The following is a 16,093-nucleotide window of genomic DNA, read 5'->3' on the forward strand; positions in this document are numbered from 1 at the left end:
GGCATGGGGGGCTGCCGACAGGCTCTAGATAGGAAGGCCATTTGGAATGTTAAGCCCCTCTGACCGACTTCCGTTGAGAAGACCGGGGAGGCCCGGCCTTTTTATCCGGCGGAGCCTTTCTGGAGGCTCCCGGCGCCTTGCGATGGAGGCCCTCGCCGCTGGGATCGCCGTCTTCCGACAACAGGATGGCGATCCAGCGCGTGCCGTCGAACTGGGCCAGGATCAGCATCGCCGCCACCGTCAGCGGCGTGGACAGGAACATGCCGGTCACCCCCCAAAGGGCGCCCCAGACGGCCAGGGACAGCAGGACGACGGTCGGGTCCATGTTCAGGGTGTCGCCCTGCATGCGCGGCAGCACCACGTTGCCCACCACGAAGAAGATCAGCTCCAGGGCGCCGAACAGGATCAGGGCCGGCCAGAAGCTGTCGGGGAACTGCACCAGGGCGAACAGGGGCGGCAGGATGCAGCCGACCGCCCCGCCCAGGATCGGGATGTAGGCGGCCACGAAGATCAGGAAGGCCCAGAACAGAGCGTTGTCCAATCGCAGCACCATCATCACCACCCAGGCGGCCGCGGCGATCATCAGGCCGGTGACGGTCTGTATCCACAGGTACTGCTCCACCCCGTTGCGGATGCGCTGGAACAGCTGCATGGCGCCGTCGCGTTCGGCATGGTGCGGATAGAGCGCGACGATCTTGCGATTGAAACCCCGCCGCGAGGCGATGATGAAGCCCAGATAGATCAGCACCAGTATGGCGTTGGACGCGAAGTTCTGCAGGCTCTGGGCCGCTGCTCCGGCGTATTTGCTGGGATCGAGCTGGTTGATCAGATCGCCGATCGTCGGCGCCACCTTGATTCCGACCAGCGAGGCGACCTTGGCGATCACCTCATTCAGACGGGGCGCGTACTCGCGCATCTGCCCGATGAAGCTGGCGCCGTTGGCGGTCACCACCCAGACCGCGGCCGCGAACATGGCGATCGACAGGACGATGGCCGCCGGCAGGGCCAGCGCCTTGGGAAAGCGCGGCACCCGCATCAGCAGCACGCGGGCGAAGCTGTCGATCATCACGGCCAGGAAAACCGCCATGGCCAGGGGCGTGAGAATGCCGCGCATCCAGTACAGGGCCGCCCCGCCGGCGATAACAGCCAGGAACACCAGGGCGTTGCGACCGGTGATCGAGGGGGAAATGGACATGGGCGGAATCTCTTTGCTTCGGCGTCTGTCTAGAGACTGACCCCACATTGCGCGAGGCGATTGGCGTGACGCAAGGCCGGGGCTAGGCTTAAACCCTCAATGCGAAGGACGTTGCGTATGACCCTGGCGATCGGCGAAGGCGAAATCCTGATTGGGCTTGGCGAAGGACCTGTCACCCAGCGGCTCGATCGCTCCAACCGCCACGGCGTGGTGGCCGGCGCCACCGGCACCGGCAAGACGGTCACCCTGCAGATCATGGCCCAGGCCTTCTCCGAAGCCGGCGTGCCGGTGTTCGCCGCCGACGTGAAGGGCGACCTGTCGGGCGTCGCCGCGATCGGGACGCCCAACGCCAAGATGCTGGACCGCGCCGCCTCCATGGACCTGGTCCTGACGCCGGCCGCTCCGCCCGTCGTGTTCTGGGACCTGTTCGGCCAGAAGGGCCATCCGATCCGCACCACCATCTCCGAGATGGGCCCCGTACTGCTGTCGCGGCTGCTCGAGCTGAACGACGTGCAGGAAGGCGTGCTGACGGTGGTTTTCCACGTCGCCGACAAGGACGGCCTGCTGCTGCTGGACCTCAAGGACCTGCAGGCGGCGCTGAAATACATCGCCGACCACGCCGCCGAGATCGGCACCCAGTACGGCAACGTCTCGCCGGCCACGGTGGGGGCGATCCAGCGCAAGCTGCTGACCCTGCAGAGCCAGGGAGCCGAGAACTTCTTCGGCGAGCCGGCCCTGAGGCTGGCCGACATCATGCGCACCGACGTCGCCGGGCGCGGCTACGTCAACCTGCTTGCCGCCGACCAACTGATCCAGTCGCCCAAGCTGTATTCGACCTTCCTGTTGTGGCTGCTGTCGGAGCTGTTCGAGGAGTTGCCCGAGGTGGGCGATCAGGACAAGCCCAAGCTGGTGTTCTTCTTCGACGAGGCTCACCTGCTGTTCAACGACGCGCCCAAGCCGCTGCTGGAGAAGATCGAGCAGGTCGTGCGGCTGATCCGCTCCAAGGGCGTGGGCGTCTATTTCGTCACCCAGAATCCCGCCGACATTCCCGACGCCGTGCTGGGCCAGCTGGGCGCGCGGGTGCAGCACGCGCTGCGAGCCTACACCCCGGCCGACCAGAAGGGCCTGAAGGCCGCCGCCCAGTCGTTCCGGGAGAACCCGGCCTTCGACACCGCCGAGACCATCCAGGGCCTGGGCGTCGGCGAGGCGCTGGTCTCGACCCTGGACGTCAAGGGCGCGCCCTGCGTCGTCCAGAAGACCCTGATCCGCCCGCCGGCCTCGCGCCTGGGGCCGCTGACGCCGGAAGAGCGCGCCGCCCTGATCGCCAAGAGCCCGGTCGCCGGTCTCTACGACACGACCCTGGACCGCGCCTCGGCCTACGAGACCCTGCAAGGGCGCGCCGTCCAGGCCCAGCAGCAGGCCGACACGGCCGCCGCCCAGGCCGAGGCCGAACGCCAGCGGGCCGCCGCGGAAAAGATCCGGGAACGAGAAGAGGCGCGCGAGACGCGCGCCGCGCCGCGGCCCAGGGCGTCCGGCCGTCAGTCGATGACGGAGGCCTTCGCCAGCTCGCTGATCCGCACGATCGCCAACCAGGCCGGGCGGGAGATCATGCGCGGCCTGATGGGGAGCATGACACGGCGACGGTAGGGCCTAGGCGGCCTTGCGGCGACGCGGCTTCTTCGGAACCGGCTTGTAGGTGGAGGCCGCGCCGGCCACCGTCCAGACCGACAGGGCGTCGACGGGGGACGGCCGGCCGATCGCATAACCCTGCAGCTCGGCGCAATTCTCGCCGCGCAGGAAGTCGATCTGCTCCTGGGTCTCGACGCCTTCGGCCACGCACGGGATCTCAAGGCTGCGGCCCAAACCCAGCACGGCGCGGACGATCACCGTCGCGCGGTCGTGGCGATGGATGTTCTCGACGAAGCTCTTGTCGATCTTGATCTTGTCGAACGGGAACGATTGCAGCGTCGAGAGCGACGAGAAGCCGGTGCCGAAATCGTCCATGGCGATGCGCACGCCCAGGGCCTTCAGCCGACGCAGATTGTCGAGCGCCCGCTGATAGTCCTTGAACAAGGCGCTTTCGGTGATCTCCAGCTCCAGCCGCTTGGGCGACAGACTTGTGGCCACCAGCACCTCGTGCACCAGGCTCGGCAGATCGGGCTGGTTCAACTGCAGCGGCGAGAGGTTGACCGCGATGCGCAGCGGGCGCTCCCACGTGACGGCGTCGGCGCAGGCCCGGCGCAGGACCCACTCGCCCAGCTGGCCGATCAGCCCGTTCTCCTCGGCGACAGGAATGAACTCCAGCGGCGGGACCATGCCGCGCACCGGATGGTTCCAACGCACCAGGGCCTCGAAACCGCAAACCTCGCCGTCGGACGCCCTCGCCAGCGGCTGGTAGTAGACGATCAGTTCCTCGTCGATGATCGCCTGGCGCAGCTCACGGGCCAGGGTCCGGCGTTCACGGATCGACTCGTCCATCTCGCGCTTGAAGAACCGATAGACGCCGCGTCCGCTTTCCTTGGCGCGATAGAGCGCCATGTCGGCGTTGGCCAACAGGGCCTCGGCCGTGCGGCCGTCATCGGGAAACAGCGACACGCCCAGGCTGACGCCCATGGCCAGGTCCTGGCCTTCATGGACGGTGGGCGCCGACAGCGTCTCCAACAGCCGGCCCGCCAACTCCGCGGCGGCGGCGGGCTGGTCGCCGGCCGCGACCTGGACGACGATGAACTCGTCACCGCCGAGGCGCGCGGCGAAAGACGGCGCGGTCAGGCTGTCCTGCAACCGGCGCGCGGTCTCGACCAGCAGCGCGTCGCCCACCACGTGACCGTGCAGGTCGTTGGCTTCCTTGAAGTGGTCCAGGTCGATGCAGATCAGCGACAGGCTCTCGCCCGACGCCTCGACCCGGTCCAGGGCGGCGGCCAAGCGGGCCTGAAGGGAATTGCGGTTGGGCAGGCCGGTCAGGCCGTCATGTTCGGCCAGGTAGCGGATCTTCTCCTCGGCCGAGCGCCGCTCGCGCAGATCGCGGACGGCCAACACCGTCAGACCCGAGGTTTCGGACCGGGCGCCGTCGTCCATCAGGCGTGAGAACATCTCGACCGGGATCGCCCGGCCGCCGTCGGCGGGCTGCAGCACGCCTTCACGGCGCACATCCTCACGGGTCGGGGCGTCGGTGTCGAAGGTCAGCAGATCGGAGAGCGGCGTGCGCAGCAGGCGGTCCAGCTCAAGGCCCGCCAGGCCGCAGAAGGCGGCGTTGGCGTCGTTGATCAGCCCATCCTGAACCACGACGATGCCCTCATAGGCGGCGTCGGCCAGGCGGCGGATGCGGTCGAGCGCCGAGCGGCTGGTCGCGGACTCGATGGCCACCGCGCCCAGACCGCCCAGGATGATCATGCCGGTGATCGAGGTCACGGCCAGGGTCAGGATGGCGCCCGACAGCATCTGGTCGGGCACGTCGATCGACGGGTCGGGAACGATGGTGATCGCCCCCATGCCGATGAAGTGCAGGGCGCAGACCCCGAGCGCGAGGACCAGGCCGCCACCCAACTGCTTGAGCAGGCTCCGCGCGCGCCCCGCCAGTTGCAAGGCGCCCGCCGCGCCGATGACGCCGGCCAGCACGGACAGGGCGATCGTCGCCTGTTCCCACTGGACAAAGCCCTGGGTCACGAAGGCGGACATGCCCGTATAGTGCATCGCGGCCACGCCCATGCCCAGGATCAGGCCGCCGGCGAGGTCGTTGGTGCGGGAGCGCTGGGCCGAGGCCACGGCGAAGCCGCCGGCCATGAACAGCACCGCGATCATCAGCGACAGCAAGGTGCCGGACGGGCTATAACCGGTCTTCAGACCCGGATCGTAGGCCACCATGGCGATGAAGTGGGTGGCCCACACGCCCGATCCGGACACCAGCCCGGTCAGCAGCAACCACGCGGCCCGGACCACGCCCTTGGCCCCGCGCATGCGCGAATAGAGGCGGAACGCCGTAAAGCATGCGGCGAAGCAGATCAGGCCGGCGACCACGACCAGACGCAGGTCATGCTCCGTCGTCAGGCAGGTCAAGACCTTCGGCACGCACGCCCCCCCAGGGAATTCGTCCTATGAATACCGGCGAAGGTGCAAAAAAAGCGTTTCGCAAAATTGCGTTACGCGAACGCTGTGTCCACAGGCGGAACGCGGCCGGCATGCCATCGCCAGGCGCTGCTCAGGATAGCGTCCAGATCGTGGGTCGGCGCCCAGCCCAGTTTCGCCTTGGCCAGGGCGTTGTCGGCCACCAGGACGGGCGCGTCGCCCTGACGGCGCGGCGCCTCGACCACCGGCAACGGACGGCCTGACGCGCGCTTCACGCCTTCGATCAGCTCCCGGACGGTCGTGCCGTGGCCCGTGCCGAGGTTGAAACTGGCGGTTTCCCCGCCCGCCAGCAGATGGCGCAGCGACAGAACATGGGCGTCGGCCAGGTCGAGCACGTGCACGTAGTCGCGCACGGCGGTGCCGTCGCGGGTGTCGTAGTCGCCGCCGAAGATGGTGAAATGATCCCGCCGTCCCAGGGCCACGTCGATGGCCAACGGCGCCGCGTGGGTTTCAGGTTCGTGCCACTCGCCGATGCGGCCCTCGGGATCGGCGCCGGCCGCATTGAAATAGCGCAGGATCACGCTGCGGAATCCGACAAGCCGGGCGTAATCGGCCAGAACCTGCTCCACCATCAGCTTGCTGCGGCCGTAGGGATTGAGCGGGGCCTGAGGGTGGTCCTCCGCCATCGGCAAGCGCACCGGATCGCCGAAAGTGGCGCAGGTCGAGGAGAAGACAAGCGCTTCGACCCCCGCCCGACGCGTCGCCTCGATCAGGGAGATCGAACCGCCGACATTGTTGTCGAAGAACTTGCCGGGGTTCCTGATCGACTCGCCGACCTCGATGCTGCCGGCGAAATGCAGGACAGCGACCGGCTCATGGGCGGCGAACACCGCATCCAGTCGCGCGCCGTCGCGAATGTCGCCGACCTCGAGCGGCCCCCACTGGACATGTTCCCGGTGACCGTTGGACAGGTCGTCGAACACGACGGGCTGGAAACCCTCTTGCGCCAAGCGCAGGCAGGTATGCGATCCGACATAGCCGGCGCCGCCTGCGACCAGAACTGATTTCACCACCACGACCCCGGGTTTATGAAAGCCGCCCTGGCTCGACGACCGCGGACGACGCGCTCGACGTCAGAAGAACCGCTCGCCGATGCGGATCGTGTCGCCTGGCGCGGCGGTTGTGCTGGGATCCAGCGGGTACTTGCGTTCCTCGGACTCGCCGTTGCGCTTGATGAAGACCTTGCCCTTGTCAGCACGGTAGGTGAACCCGCCCGCCGTGGCGACGGCGTTGAGCACCGTCAATCCCGAAATGTAGGGATAGGTGCCAGGCTTCGAGACCTCTCCCAGAATATAGTAGGGCCGGAAGTTCAACACCTCGGCGCTGACGCGCGGCTCCTTCAGATAGCCGTCGCTCAAGGCGTTTTGCACGGCCTCCTGAAACTGTCGAACGCTCAGGCCCGCCGCCCTGACCTCACCGATCAGGGGCAGGGACACCATTCCGCTGCCCGTGACGAAGAATTCGCCAGACAGAGAGGTCTCGCCATAGACCGTGACCCGGACCTTGTCGCCCGAACCCAGCTGATAATCAGGCTCGACCGGGCCGGTCGGCACAGGCCCGGCGGCGACAGCGGCGGCCGGCGGCGCGGTTTGGGCCAGGGCGATGGAGGGCTTCGCCCCGAAGGTAAGAATAGCAGTGGCCAACAGGGCCATCGCCGAAAGGTGGATGCGTCGCACAACGGGCATCGATGACATCTCAAAAAAGCATTCGTCCCTGTTCACGCGTCATGGCACGCGGACAGTGCAGCGACAAGCTCTGCCGCCTAGGCTCTGTAAGACTTTCGAGCTTGAAGAACGATCGGCGGCCCCTCCGTAAGACGAACGGCTGTCAATACGCCCGTCGCATAGGCGCCTGTGTCGATATTGATGCGCGAAGGACCAATGAACGGTTCCTCGTCAGGCGTATGTCCATGGACGACAACGTAATCCAGGCGATGGGGTTGGGAAAGGAAGTCACCCCGGATCCACAACAAGTCTTCCGGATTCTGGCGATCCAGCGGGACACCCGGGCGAACACCAGCATGGACGAACAGATAGTCGCCATAGACCGCGGAGAGTTCGAGACCACGCAGGAAGGTCACGTGCTCGGAAGGAAGGTTTCGCCGCAGCGCGACCTGGACTTCCCGCCAGACCTCGGGCTCTGCGCGAGAGGGCGGCCGATCGACGCCATAAGACATTAGGGTCTCGCCGCCGCCGAACTCGACCCAGGCCGGGCCGGCCTCGGGGTTTTCCAGGAACGCGAGCATCGTCTGTTCGTGATTGCCCATCAGAGTGCGGACCTGGAAGCCGTCGGGCGGCGCCTTCGCGCCAAGCTCGATTAGCCGATCGATCACGCCCTTCGACATCGGACCACGATCGACATAGTCGCCCACGAAGACCAGCACGGGCCGGTCCCCCCGCTTCAGGGCGTGGAAATCGCGGGCGATGGTCTCCAGCAATTGGTCCAGCAGTTCGAGCTGACCATGGATATCGCCGATCGCATAGACGACTTGGCCGCCCGTCGAGACCACTCGGGCGTCCCGCACCCGTGGTCGAAAAAGTCTGAGCACCATCACGTGACCGTCGCGCCGGGGCGCTGGATTGACGGGACAACTTGCCCCAAACGCGCGCCGCCTTCAACTCGCAAGCCCCATGGTTACCAACAAATAAAGCACACTCGTAAAGGTACAATTTACGCCCCTGTAAGGCGGAGTTAATCTTAATATCAAACTAACTATTCTTATTGATCTTTAAACTACTAAGTTATTTGAGCCAAAATTTAGGTCGAAGCGGCAATTTAGTCTCGGGTTAATAGCCGAGATCGACCATGAATATCCGCTCGATACTTTTTAAATTCAGCAGCGCAGTGGTTTTTCTTTCGCTAACCACGGCGGCTCACGCGGAACGACCGGCGTTCATGCCCCTGGGCGAGGGCGCCGCGCCGCCGCCCGGCTTCGTCGATCTTTGCCAACGAGACGAAAGCGTCTGTGTAAGCAGCGCCGCGGCGCCCGTGATGGCGCTCGCGGCCTCGACCGGCGTGCTGACCACCTCGTCAGTCGGCGGCGACCCGCAATCGATCGCCCGACTCCAGACCGATGCAACCGAGAACCCCGCCCCGCTTCAGGTGGAGCAGGTGCAGATCTTCACGCCGGCCATTGATCCCACCTTCATGTCCTCGGGGGTGGTGGGCGGCGCGGCCCTCCCGACGGCAGAGTCCGCCCCGCCCGTGACCTTGGCCGAAACCGCCGCGCCGAGCGAGCTGGCGAAGCCTGTCTTTTTGAACAAATCGCAGATGCGGCTGGTCAACACGCTCAATCGCGACGTCAATCGCGAGGTCCAGAAGGCCAACGATTTCGATCTCTATGGCCTGCTGGAGTTCTGGTCGCTGCCGCGCGTGATCGACGGCAAGATGTACGGCGACTGTGAGGACTACGCCTTGGAGAAGCGCCGCCGACTGATCGCGGCCGGCGTGCCGGCCGAAGCGATGTCGATGGCGGTCGCCGTCACGGCGCGCGGCGAAACTCACGCGGTCCTGCTGGTCCGCTTCGAGTCCGGCGACTGGGTGCTGGACAACCTGACCCCCTGGGCCACGCCGTGGGGCGACCTGAACTACCGCTGGATCGAGCGCCAGGCGCCCGGCTCGCCGGAGTGGAAGAAGGTCGCCTAAAGCAGGTCGCCTGAGGCGAAGCCGACGATCCGTGATCGCTCCGCCGCCCTCACGGACGACCAGCTCAAACGCAAAACGCCCCGCGGAGAACCGCGGGGCGTTTTCGCGTGGAGATGATCGGGTTCGTCAGATGAAATAGCGAACAGCGATGATCAGCCAGACCCACAACCCCGCCGAGGCCAGGGCGGCCAGACCAAGGCCGACGGCCCGGGGCCAACGACGCGCGACACGCGGCTCAGTGACTTTCAAACCAACGAAAGGCGTCTGAGCGGGGATGATGGACATGGCGGTCTCCTTGCCATGAACACTAGCGGTTCAGCCCTAAACGTCGTTTAACGGATAAGGTTTAGGCGCCTTAACGATTATCTATGGTTATCGAATCGTTTATTGGCGACGCGGCAATTCCCTTGCGCTAAAAAGCCGCATGAACGACCTCGGATGAGGTTCCGCGATGAGTAGGGGGAGCAGTGCGGTGAGCGGGGGAGCAAACACTGAAGTGCTGAAACACGACACTGCGGAATTTGTTTCTCCAGTGGCGGCAGATCCCATCAAGCGCATTTGCGACATTTTGGCGTCAGCTTTGCTGTTGGTTTTCTTCGCTCCGGTGCTCTTGCTGGCGGCGCTGCTCATCAAACTGGAATCCCCTGGCCCGGCGCTCTTTCGGCAAACCCGAGGCGGCCTCAACGGGCGTACGTTCACGATCCTCAAGCTGCGCTCCATGCGCGTCGAGGAGAACGGCGACAACGTCGTCCAGGCCCAGCGCAGCGATAACCGCGTGACCAACATCGGCCGCCTGATCCGCGCCAGCAGCGTCGATGAGCTTCCCCAGCTGATCAATGTGTTGCGGGGCGACATGTCCCTGATCGGGCCCCGTCCCCACGCCCAGGCTCACGACACCTACTACAGCGCCCTGATCCCCACCTATCATCTGCGCTTTCAGGCCCGACCGGGCCTGACTGGCTTGGCCCAGATCAGCGGCCTGCGCGGTGGAACCACGGACCTCGAGGAGATGGTCGCCCGCGTGAGGGCCGATATCGCCTATATCGACAATTGGTCTCTGGCTTCGGATTTGCGGATCGCCCTGCTTACGATCCCCCATTTGCTGCTCGCCAGAAACGCCTATTGAGGCCGGCGCCCCGGCGCGGATCAACCCGGTTCGGCAGCGGCGACTTCTTAGTTCAGAGGCGACTTGGGCTCAAACTGTAGCGCCGTGATTTGCAGCGCCATACCGACCCGGCCCGCCGGATTGTGCAAACTGTTGGCCATGGCGACGAACTGGCGTCTCGCCGGTCGCCGCCGCCATTCCGCCTGCATCTGATAGATCGTCTGATCCCGCGACGATCGGCTCAGCCGATCCCAGTTCTCGTAGGCGAACAGCGTGCGCCGTGTGAACAGGCTGGTCTGTAGGGGCGAGACGGCGAAGGAGCGCTGGAGCGCCAGATCGGCGTCCGCATTACGATCGAGGGCGACGTCAACGGCCGCTCGTCTCAGCCACGCCGCGCCTGACGCAGGTCGCATGGCGAGTTCTCGCGTGCTCAGCCGGTCGAGTCGACGAAGCTGCTTCACCGAGGGGTCAGGCTTGGCCAGGCCGATTTCGACCGCCCGCGCCAAGGCGTCGGCCGGCGCGGTCGGCCAATCCGCCAGATCCGCGCCGGCCTTCCCCGCGATCAGGGGCGCGGCCACCAGCAAGGCGACTAAGCCGACCACCATGGCTCCGCCCGTCGCGACGGAAACTGGCCATTCGGGAGCCTTTAGAGCCTCCCGCGCGCCCCGGCGACCGGCGACCATCCCTCCGACGACGCCAAGGATCATGGTCGCTAGAGCCTGGATCGCGGGAACCTGGAGCCCGAAGTCGGTGATCCCGTGGATCAAGAACGCCACCGCGGCGCAGAGGGTGGCGCGACACCAGATCCCCGCTGTGTCGCTTCGGAAGCCGCCCTTCAGGATCGGCCAGGCCAGCCAGAGGAACAAGGCCAGCATCGCCATCGAACCCACGACCCCGCCCTCTTCGAGCCACTGGAGGTACAGGTTGTGGACTGCGCGGACGTCGAACAGCGCCGGCAGGGTCTCGCGGGTCATGACCAACTGGTTCACGGTCGGAAAAGCGCCCAGGCCAAAGCCGCTCCAGGGCGTTGCGCGAAACGCCTCCCAGTGGACCGAGAAGATCATGGCGCGCAAATCTGCGTCACGAGCCGCGGCGTTGAGGCGCTCGGCTACACCGTCGGCGCTGCGCAGGATCAAGGCCGCGATCAAGAGGACCGCCGCGATCGAACCCAGGATGACGCTGGCGCGGATTTGATGGCGCTGGGACAGGGTTTCCCAGATCAGAAACAGGGCCCCACCGATCAGGACCGCCGCGATCCCGCCCCTTGAGGCCGTCAGCAGCAAGGCGACCGCCAGAGCGGCGGAAGCGCTCGCGGCCAGAACCGTCATCAGGTCCGGATTTCTCCAGTTGATCAGCCCGCCGTTTCGACGAAAACGATGAGTCATCAACCCTAGGGACAATAACAGGCCACCGCCCAGCACGGTGGCGGCGCTGTTGGGGCTGAGCAGTGTCGCCGTGAGCCTCGCGGCGCGGCGCACCGACACCTGGTCGAGAAATGCAGCGGCCGCATACGCCCCCACCGCGAACACCGCCGCGCGCAGGAACCAGCGGGCCCGGGCCTCCGACAGCCCCATGATCCGGCCCGTGACGAACAGGCAAGCCAAGCCCAGGAACTGAACCACATTGAGGACCAGGGCCGAACGATCGAGAGTCAAGCTTCCGACGGTCTTTGGCAAATAGGACCAGGCCGGATGGGGACCGCCCGGCCCCCATGGCGTCAGCGGCCAAAGCACGGCCGCCATCAGAATGGCGAACAGGATGGCGGAGGCCTTCCAGTCCTTCAGCCGCCGAAGATCGCGCCGGGCCCAGCTTGACGTCGCCAAGAGGAGAGCCAGCAGGGCGGCATGGAGAAAGGAAAACAACGCCGCTACGCCAAGATCGCTGGCGCCGAAGGCCATCACGGCCAGAAAGACCGTGCCAAGCAGCGCGACGCCCCAAAGCTTTTCCGAAAGCTCCAAGCGCCGGGCGCCGGTCCGGGGGGCGGCCTCCGACGGCGACGACGGCCGCGCCGCCATCCTAGTCCGCATAATATTTGCGATAGCTCTTGTAGTAGTAGTTGGCGTCGCCGTAGCCATAGCGGGACTGAGCGTCCATATCCATCTGGGTCAGGGCTACGCCGGCCAGGAAGATCCCCCGATTCTGAAGCAGCGCGACCGCAGAGGTGATGGCCTTGATCGGCGTCTTCTTCCAGCGCGCCAGCATCACGACCGCATCGGCATGGGGCGCGAGAATTCGCGTGTCGGCCACGGCCAGCAGCGGAGCAGTGTCGAGCAGCACCACGTCGAAACGCTGTCGCAGCTCCCGCAGGAGATTCAACATGGCGGGCGAGCCCAGCACATCGCGCGGCGTATAGGCCGACCTCGCCAAGGGTAAGACGCGCGCGCCGCTAACGTCGGTGACCAGGGCCTGATCCAGGGTGCAGAGTCCATTGAGGACCTCGATCAACCCCTGAGCCGGGGCAGCCGGCAGGAAGCGGTTGATCGCGCTCTGCCGCAGATCGCAGTCGACCACGACGACGTTCGCGCCCGAGGTCGCCAACGTACGGGCCAGCGAGAAGGTGGTCGTGGTCTTGCCTTCGTCCGGCAGGGACGAGGTGATCAGGATCACCTTCATCGTTTCGCCGACCTTCGAGAACAGAATCGCCGCCCGCAGCTTGCGGAAGCTTTCGGCGAAGCTCGAAAGAGGCTTCTCCAGCAAATAGTCGGCCGGGCTGATCTTTCCCGCGTTCTTGGATCCGTCCATCGTCGAGGCGAGCAGCGGCACGGCGCCCAGATAGGGCAAGCCAAGGCGGCGTTCGACCTCGTCCTCGGTGAACACGCCCGCCATCAGGATCTCAGCCAGGACAATCGCGGCGGCGCCCGAGGTCAAGGCGAACATCAGGCCAAGCGTCAAATTCAGCGTCGGCTTGGGATAGCTCGGCGAAGACGGAATCTTGGCCCGCGACACCACGCGAGCGTCGGCCTGCTCGATGCCTTGGTTGGTGGAGGTCTGCTTGAAACGGGACAGCAGAGATTCATAGAGCGTCCGAACCGACTCGGCCCTGCGCTCGAGTTCGCCCAAACGGATTCCTGCGCGGTTATTGCCGGCCAAGGCGCCCTTCGACGCCGCGACGCTGCCGGCCATCGAGCCTGTGCGTTGCCGCGCGACCTGAGCCTGGGCTTCCAGATTGGAGATGATGCGGCGGATTTCGGCTTGGATCTGACTGTCGATGTCAGCCAGCTCGCGCTTGGCCTTCAGCAGGTCTGGGTGGCGATCGCCGTACCGGCCGCCGAGGTCGGCGACCTTGGCGCTCTGCTCGGCACGCTGCTGGCGCAACCGCTGGACCACCGGCGAACCCAGAGACTCGCCGACATCTTCGCCATTGCTGCCGCGCGCCAATTGGCTGCGGGCGATGCTCAGGCGAGCGTCGGTTTCGGCCTGCGAGGCGCGCGCGCTGGCGAGCTGTTGATTCAGGCCGGAGATTTCCTGCTCGGTCAACGTCGCGCCCTCGGCGCTGAGCAGGTTGTTGGCGATCTTGTATTGCTGGACGTCGGCCTCGGCCTGCTGCAGTTGGCCGCGCAGTTCGCCAACCCGGGTGTCCAGCCACTCGTTGGCCTTCTTGGTCGCCTCGAACTTCGCTTCGAGCTGTTCGGTCAGATAGAGATCGGCGAAGGCGTTGGCGATCCGGGCCGCTTGGGTCGGATTCTTGTCGGTGTACTGCACCTGGATAAGATAGGTCAGGCCCGAACGACGGACCTCCAAATTCCCGAGCACGCGATCGACAACGCGCTCTCGGCGGCGCTGGGCCTCGTCCGGAGTCGGCGCAGCGGTCGGGGCGACCGCCTTCTTCACCCAGGGAAGCCACGAGGCGGGCCCGCGGGCGCCCTTCAGGCTGGGATTGAATTCCGGATTCTCTTCGAGCTTCAACGCCGAGACCACCCGGCCGGCGAGCGATCGCGACCGCAGAACCTCGACCTCGGTGTCGACGACCGCGGTGTCCGCCGGAAGACCCGACAGCACAGCGCTCATGTCGGTGACCTGTTCCCGGCGAACGTCGAGCATCACTTGCGCGCTGGCCGTATAACGGGGCGTTTCCTGCAACGTGTAGAGCAACACCGCGACGAAGACAGCCAGCGCCACGGCCGCGAACAGACGGAGTCTACGGCGGAACGTGGCGATGACGACGTTTAGGTCAAAAGAAGCCCCCTGGTGAAAAGGGGCCACTTGCTGAGTCTCGAAGGCCGAGCCGTCCATGGGTACTCTCATAATCACACGGGGCTAGCCATTCACGTCGTTTAGAACTGTAGAGCGAGGGAAGCCGCGATCTTGTTATCGTCGAACGACGAGGACTTGTCGCTCCCCGAAGATTCTTGCTTCAGGAAGCTGTAGGACAGAATCAGGGCGACGTTACGATTCATCAGATAGGTCGCGGAAGCACCGAACCCCGTTCGCTTATCACTACGGTCGATGGAACGATAGTCGTCGTCCTCGTAGCTCGCCTGCGCCGAAAGCAGCACGTTACGAAGCAGCTCGTGGTCAATGCTGGCGTTTACGGTGGAGGCTATGTAGCCCTGCGCTCCGACCGCAACCGCTTCTTCGATCGTCCGGGCGCCGTTCACGGTCACGGTCGTCAATTGGGTCGGGAACCATTCCACCCGCCCCAAGGCGTTGAACCCGTCAATGTCGGTATAGGCCGGATTATCGTAGGACTGCTTCATGTAGCCGCCCTCAAGGCTGCCGCGGATGACCTGCGACAGTTCGAAATTGGCGCCGACCGTGGCCGTATAGCCGTCCGAGTCGCGGCCGGCGATCGCCAGGTCGTAATCCTTCTTGTTGCCCTTCACCGCCAGAAACAAGGCGGTGTCGGGGCTGACGGCGTATTCGGCCTTGCCGCCGAAGCGGAACTCATCACGGTCGCGCGTGTCCTGTTCGATCACGCCGCCGGCGGCGTTGTGCGCGTCTTCGTAGTCGTAGAGCTTGCTGTCGAACGAGGCCAGAAGTCGCAGACGGTTGAATTCCTTCACGCCGTTCAAGCTGCCGACGACCAAGGAATATTGGACCGGCGAGGTGGCCGCCGACGGCGAGGTCGGCGAGGTCCGCGCTTCGGTCAGCTCTTCGTACTGCAACGATCCGACGATCGTGGAGCCGCGCTCGATGTCCACTCGCCCATCGACGCCCAGCGTGTATTCCTCGGTGTTTTCCGAGCTGAAGTCAGCGTGACGATTGAACGAGGCCGCGGCATAGGCGCCCAGGGCGTGGCGCGACCAGTTCGAACGCAGGGCCACTTCCGGCCTCACGCGCCAGACGGTGTCGGCCTCTTCGTCAATTGCCGTGGCGTAGATGTTGTCGTCGTGGTTCGCCGACAGGGTCAGGCGGGGATAGGCCGTGAAGCCCCCCATCTTGATGCCGAGCGCCTCATAGTCCGGCCTGGGCCGCTGACGGACACTGACGTTCTGATCGCGCCTGAAATTGGACGAAACGGTCGAACCGACGCTCTGAGAGTCCTGAGCGGCCGCCACACAGGGCAAGGTTACAGACATAGCGACCGCGATGGCCGTCGAAGTGAACAGTTTCATATTCTATCCCCACCTTCGAAAGCCGGTCGGCTCTTTCAGGACAAACACATCAAGATCAAAGAAACGCGACCGAACGAGCCGTAATCGGCTTTTTTAGCCGCCGCAGTAGGCAGCGATGACGCCGGCGCACGGATCGTAGGCCGCCGGAGGGGGCGTCGGAGCCCCATTGGCGCCGGGGGCCGCTACGCCTTGAAGATTGACCAGAACACTGACGCCGTTCCCGCCGTTGGTCGCGGCCGTGACCGTGGCCGATTGGCCCGTGGCCTGCAACTGAGCGACAACAGCCGGCGCCGCGGCGACGGCCTGAGCCATTTCCGGCGAAACGCTCGCGGCGACCGCGATGGCCACGCCGGCGCTGACGATGCCGCCAGCCACGGCTTGGACCAGAGCAGCCTGGATCACGCTGGGGGAGGCCCCGCTCGCGGCCAGGGCGGCCGCGACCGCGGCCTGGATGGCGGCGAGCTTCTGCTC

The 16,093-nt window shown here is 65.5% G+C and carries 13 protein-coding genes; 3 read left to right on the plus strand and 10 right to left on the minus strand.

The features are described from left to right. Positions 1–49 precede the first annotated feature (49 nt). Positions 50–1,195 (minus strand): AI-2E family transporter, encoded by a 1,146-nt coding sequence (locus WAL33_RS00145; protein WP_422177304.1) that lies wholly within the window; start codon positions 1,193–1,195, stop codon positions 50–52. Positions 1,196–1,312: 117 nt separating this feature from the next. On the opposite strand from WAL33_RS00145, the gene WAL33_RS00150 reads away from it, so the two are divergent. Next, positions 1,313–2,842, plus strand: a complete 1,530-nt coding sequence (locus tag WAL33_RS00150) for a helicase HerA-like C-terminal domain-containing protein (RefSeq protein ID WP_422177306.1) — start codon at positions 1,313–1,315, stop codon at positions 2,840–2,842. Between the two features lie 3 nt (positions 2,843–2,845). On the opposite strand, the gene WAL33_RS00155 is transcribed toward WAL33_RS00150, so the two are convergent. From WAL33_RS00155 to WAL33_RS00170, 4 genes are all read right to left on the minus strand, one after another. Continuing rightward, the gene (locus WAL33_RS00155) at positions 2,846–5,260 is read right to left on the minus strand and encodes an EAL domain-containing protein (RefSeq protein ID WP_422177308.1); all 2,415 of its coding nucleotides are present in this window, start codon (positions 5,258–5,260) and stop codon (positions 2,846–2,848) included. 71 nt (positions 5,261–5,331) lie between these two features. Next, positions 5,332–6,327: a UDP-glucose 4-epimerase GalE gene (gene galE / locus WAL33_RS00160; RefSeq protein ID WP_422177310.1), complete on the minus strand. Its 996-nt coding sequence runs from the start codon at positions 6,325–6,327 to the stop codon at positions 5,332–5,334. 63 nt (positions 6,328–6,390) lie between these two features. Beyond that, on the minus strand, positions 6,391–7,002 hold the full coding sequence (locus tag WAL33_RS00165) for a polysaccharide biosynthesis/export family protein (protein ID WP_422177312.1): 612 nt from the start codon (positions 7,000–7,002) through the stop codon (positions 6,391–6,393). Positions 7,003–7,079: 77 nt separating this feature from the next. Beyond that, positions 7,080–7,826: a metallophosphoesterase family protein gene (locus WAL33_RS00170; protein WP_422177314.1), complete on the minus strand. Its 747-nt coding sequence runs from the start codon at positions 7,824–7,826 to the stop codon at positions 7,080–7,082. Positions 7,827–8,212: 386 nt separating this feature from the next. On the opposite strand from WAL33_RS00170, the gene WAL33_RS00175 reads away from it, so the two are divergent. Further along, complete coding sequence (locus WAL33_RS00175; RefSeq protein ID WP_422177316.1) at positions 8,213–8,962, plus strand: transglutaminase-like cysteine peptidase; 750 nt, start codon at positions 8,213–8,215, stop codon at positions 8,960–8,962. A gap of 126 nt (positions 8,963–9,088) precedes the next feature. On the opposite strand, the gene WAL33_RS00180 is transcribed toward WAL33_RS00175, so the two are convergent. Further along, entirely contained in the window at positions 9,089–9,247 is a 159-nt protein-coding gene (locus WAL33_RS00180) for a hypothetical protein (RefSeq protein WP_422177318.1), read from the minus strand. A 211-nt stretch (positions 9,248–9,458) separates the two neighbouring features. On the opposite strand from WAL33_RS00180, the gene WAL33_RS00185 reads away from it, so the two are divergent. Beyond that, positions 9,459–10,088 carry a sugar transferase gene (locus WAL33_RS00185; protein WP_422177320.1) on the plus strand — a complete coding sequence of 210 codons (630 nt, stop codon included), beginning with the start codon at positions 9,459–9,461 and terminating at the stop codon, positions 10,086–10,088. 47 nt (positions 10,089–10,135) lie between these two features. On the opposite strand, the gene WAL33_RS00190 is transcribed toward WAL33_RS00185, so the two are convergent. From WAL33_RS00190 to WAL33_RS00205, 4 genes are all read right to left on the minus strand, one after another. Then, positions 10,136–12,025: an O-antigen ligase family protein gene (locus tag WAL33_RS00190; RefSeq protein WP_422177322.1), complete on the minus strand. Its 1,890-nt coding sequence runs from the start codon at positions 12,023–12,025 to the stop codon at positions 10,136–10,138. A gap of 58 nt (positions 12,026–12,083) precedes the next feature. After that, positions 12,084–14,300, minus strand: coding sequence for a GumC family protein (locus tag WAL33_RS00195; RefSeq protein ID WP_422177324.1), 2,217 nt, complete (start codon positions 14,298–14,300; stop codon positions 12,084–12,086). 41 nt (positions 14,301–14,341) lie between these two features. Further along, the gene (locus WAL33_RS00200) at positions 14,342–15,622 is read right to left on the minus strand and encodes an outer membrane beta-barrel protein (protein ID WP_422177326.1); all 1,281 of its coding nucleotides are present in this window, start codon (positions 15,620–15,622) and stop codon (positions 14,342–14,344) included. Positions 15,623–15,715: 93 nt separating this feature from the next. Beyond that, positions 15,716–16,093: hypothetical protein (locus WAL33_RS00205; protein ID WP_422177328.1), on the minus strand; the 378-nt coding region annotated here is incomplete at its 5' end.

The organism is Caulobacter sp., from assembly GCF_049283275.1.
In the GTDB taxonomy this organism is placed as follows: domain Bacteria; phylum Pseudomonadota; class Alphaproteobacteria; order Caulobacterales; family Caulobacteraceae; genus Caulobacter.

Excerpts from the sequence above, each read along its gene's own strand:
- WAL33_RS00180 (WP_422177318.1), bottom strand. The coding sequence starts at position 9,247 with ATGTCCATCATCCCCGCTCAGACGCCTTTCGTTGGTTTGAAAGTCACT.
- WAL33_RS00145 (WP_422177304.1), bottom strand. The coding sequence starts at position 1,195 with ATGTCCATTTCCCCCTCGATCACCGGTCGCAACGCCCTGGTGTTCCTG.
- WAL33_RS00200 (WP_422177326.1), bottom strand. The coding sequence starts at position 15,622 with ATGAAACTGTTCACTTCGACGGCCATCGCGGTCGCTATGTCTGTAACC.
- WAL33_RS00150 (WP_422177306.1), top strand. The coding sequence starts at position 1,313 with ATGACCCTGGCGATCGGCGAAGGCGAAATCCTGATTGGGCTTGGCGAA.
- WAL33_RS00195 (WP_422177324.1), bottom strand. The coding sequence starts at position 14,300 with ATGGACGGCTCGGCCTTCGAGACTCAGCAAGTGGCCCCTTTTCACCAG.
- WAL33_RS00165 (WP_422177312.1), bottom strand. The coding sequence starts at position 7,002 with ATGCCCGTTGTGCGACGCATCCACCTTTCGGCGATGGCCCTGTTGGCC.
- WAL33_RS00175 (WP_422177316.1), top strand. The coding sequence starts at position 8,213 with ATGCCCCTGGGCGAGGGCGCCGCGCCGCCGCCCGGCTTCGTCGATCTT.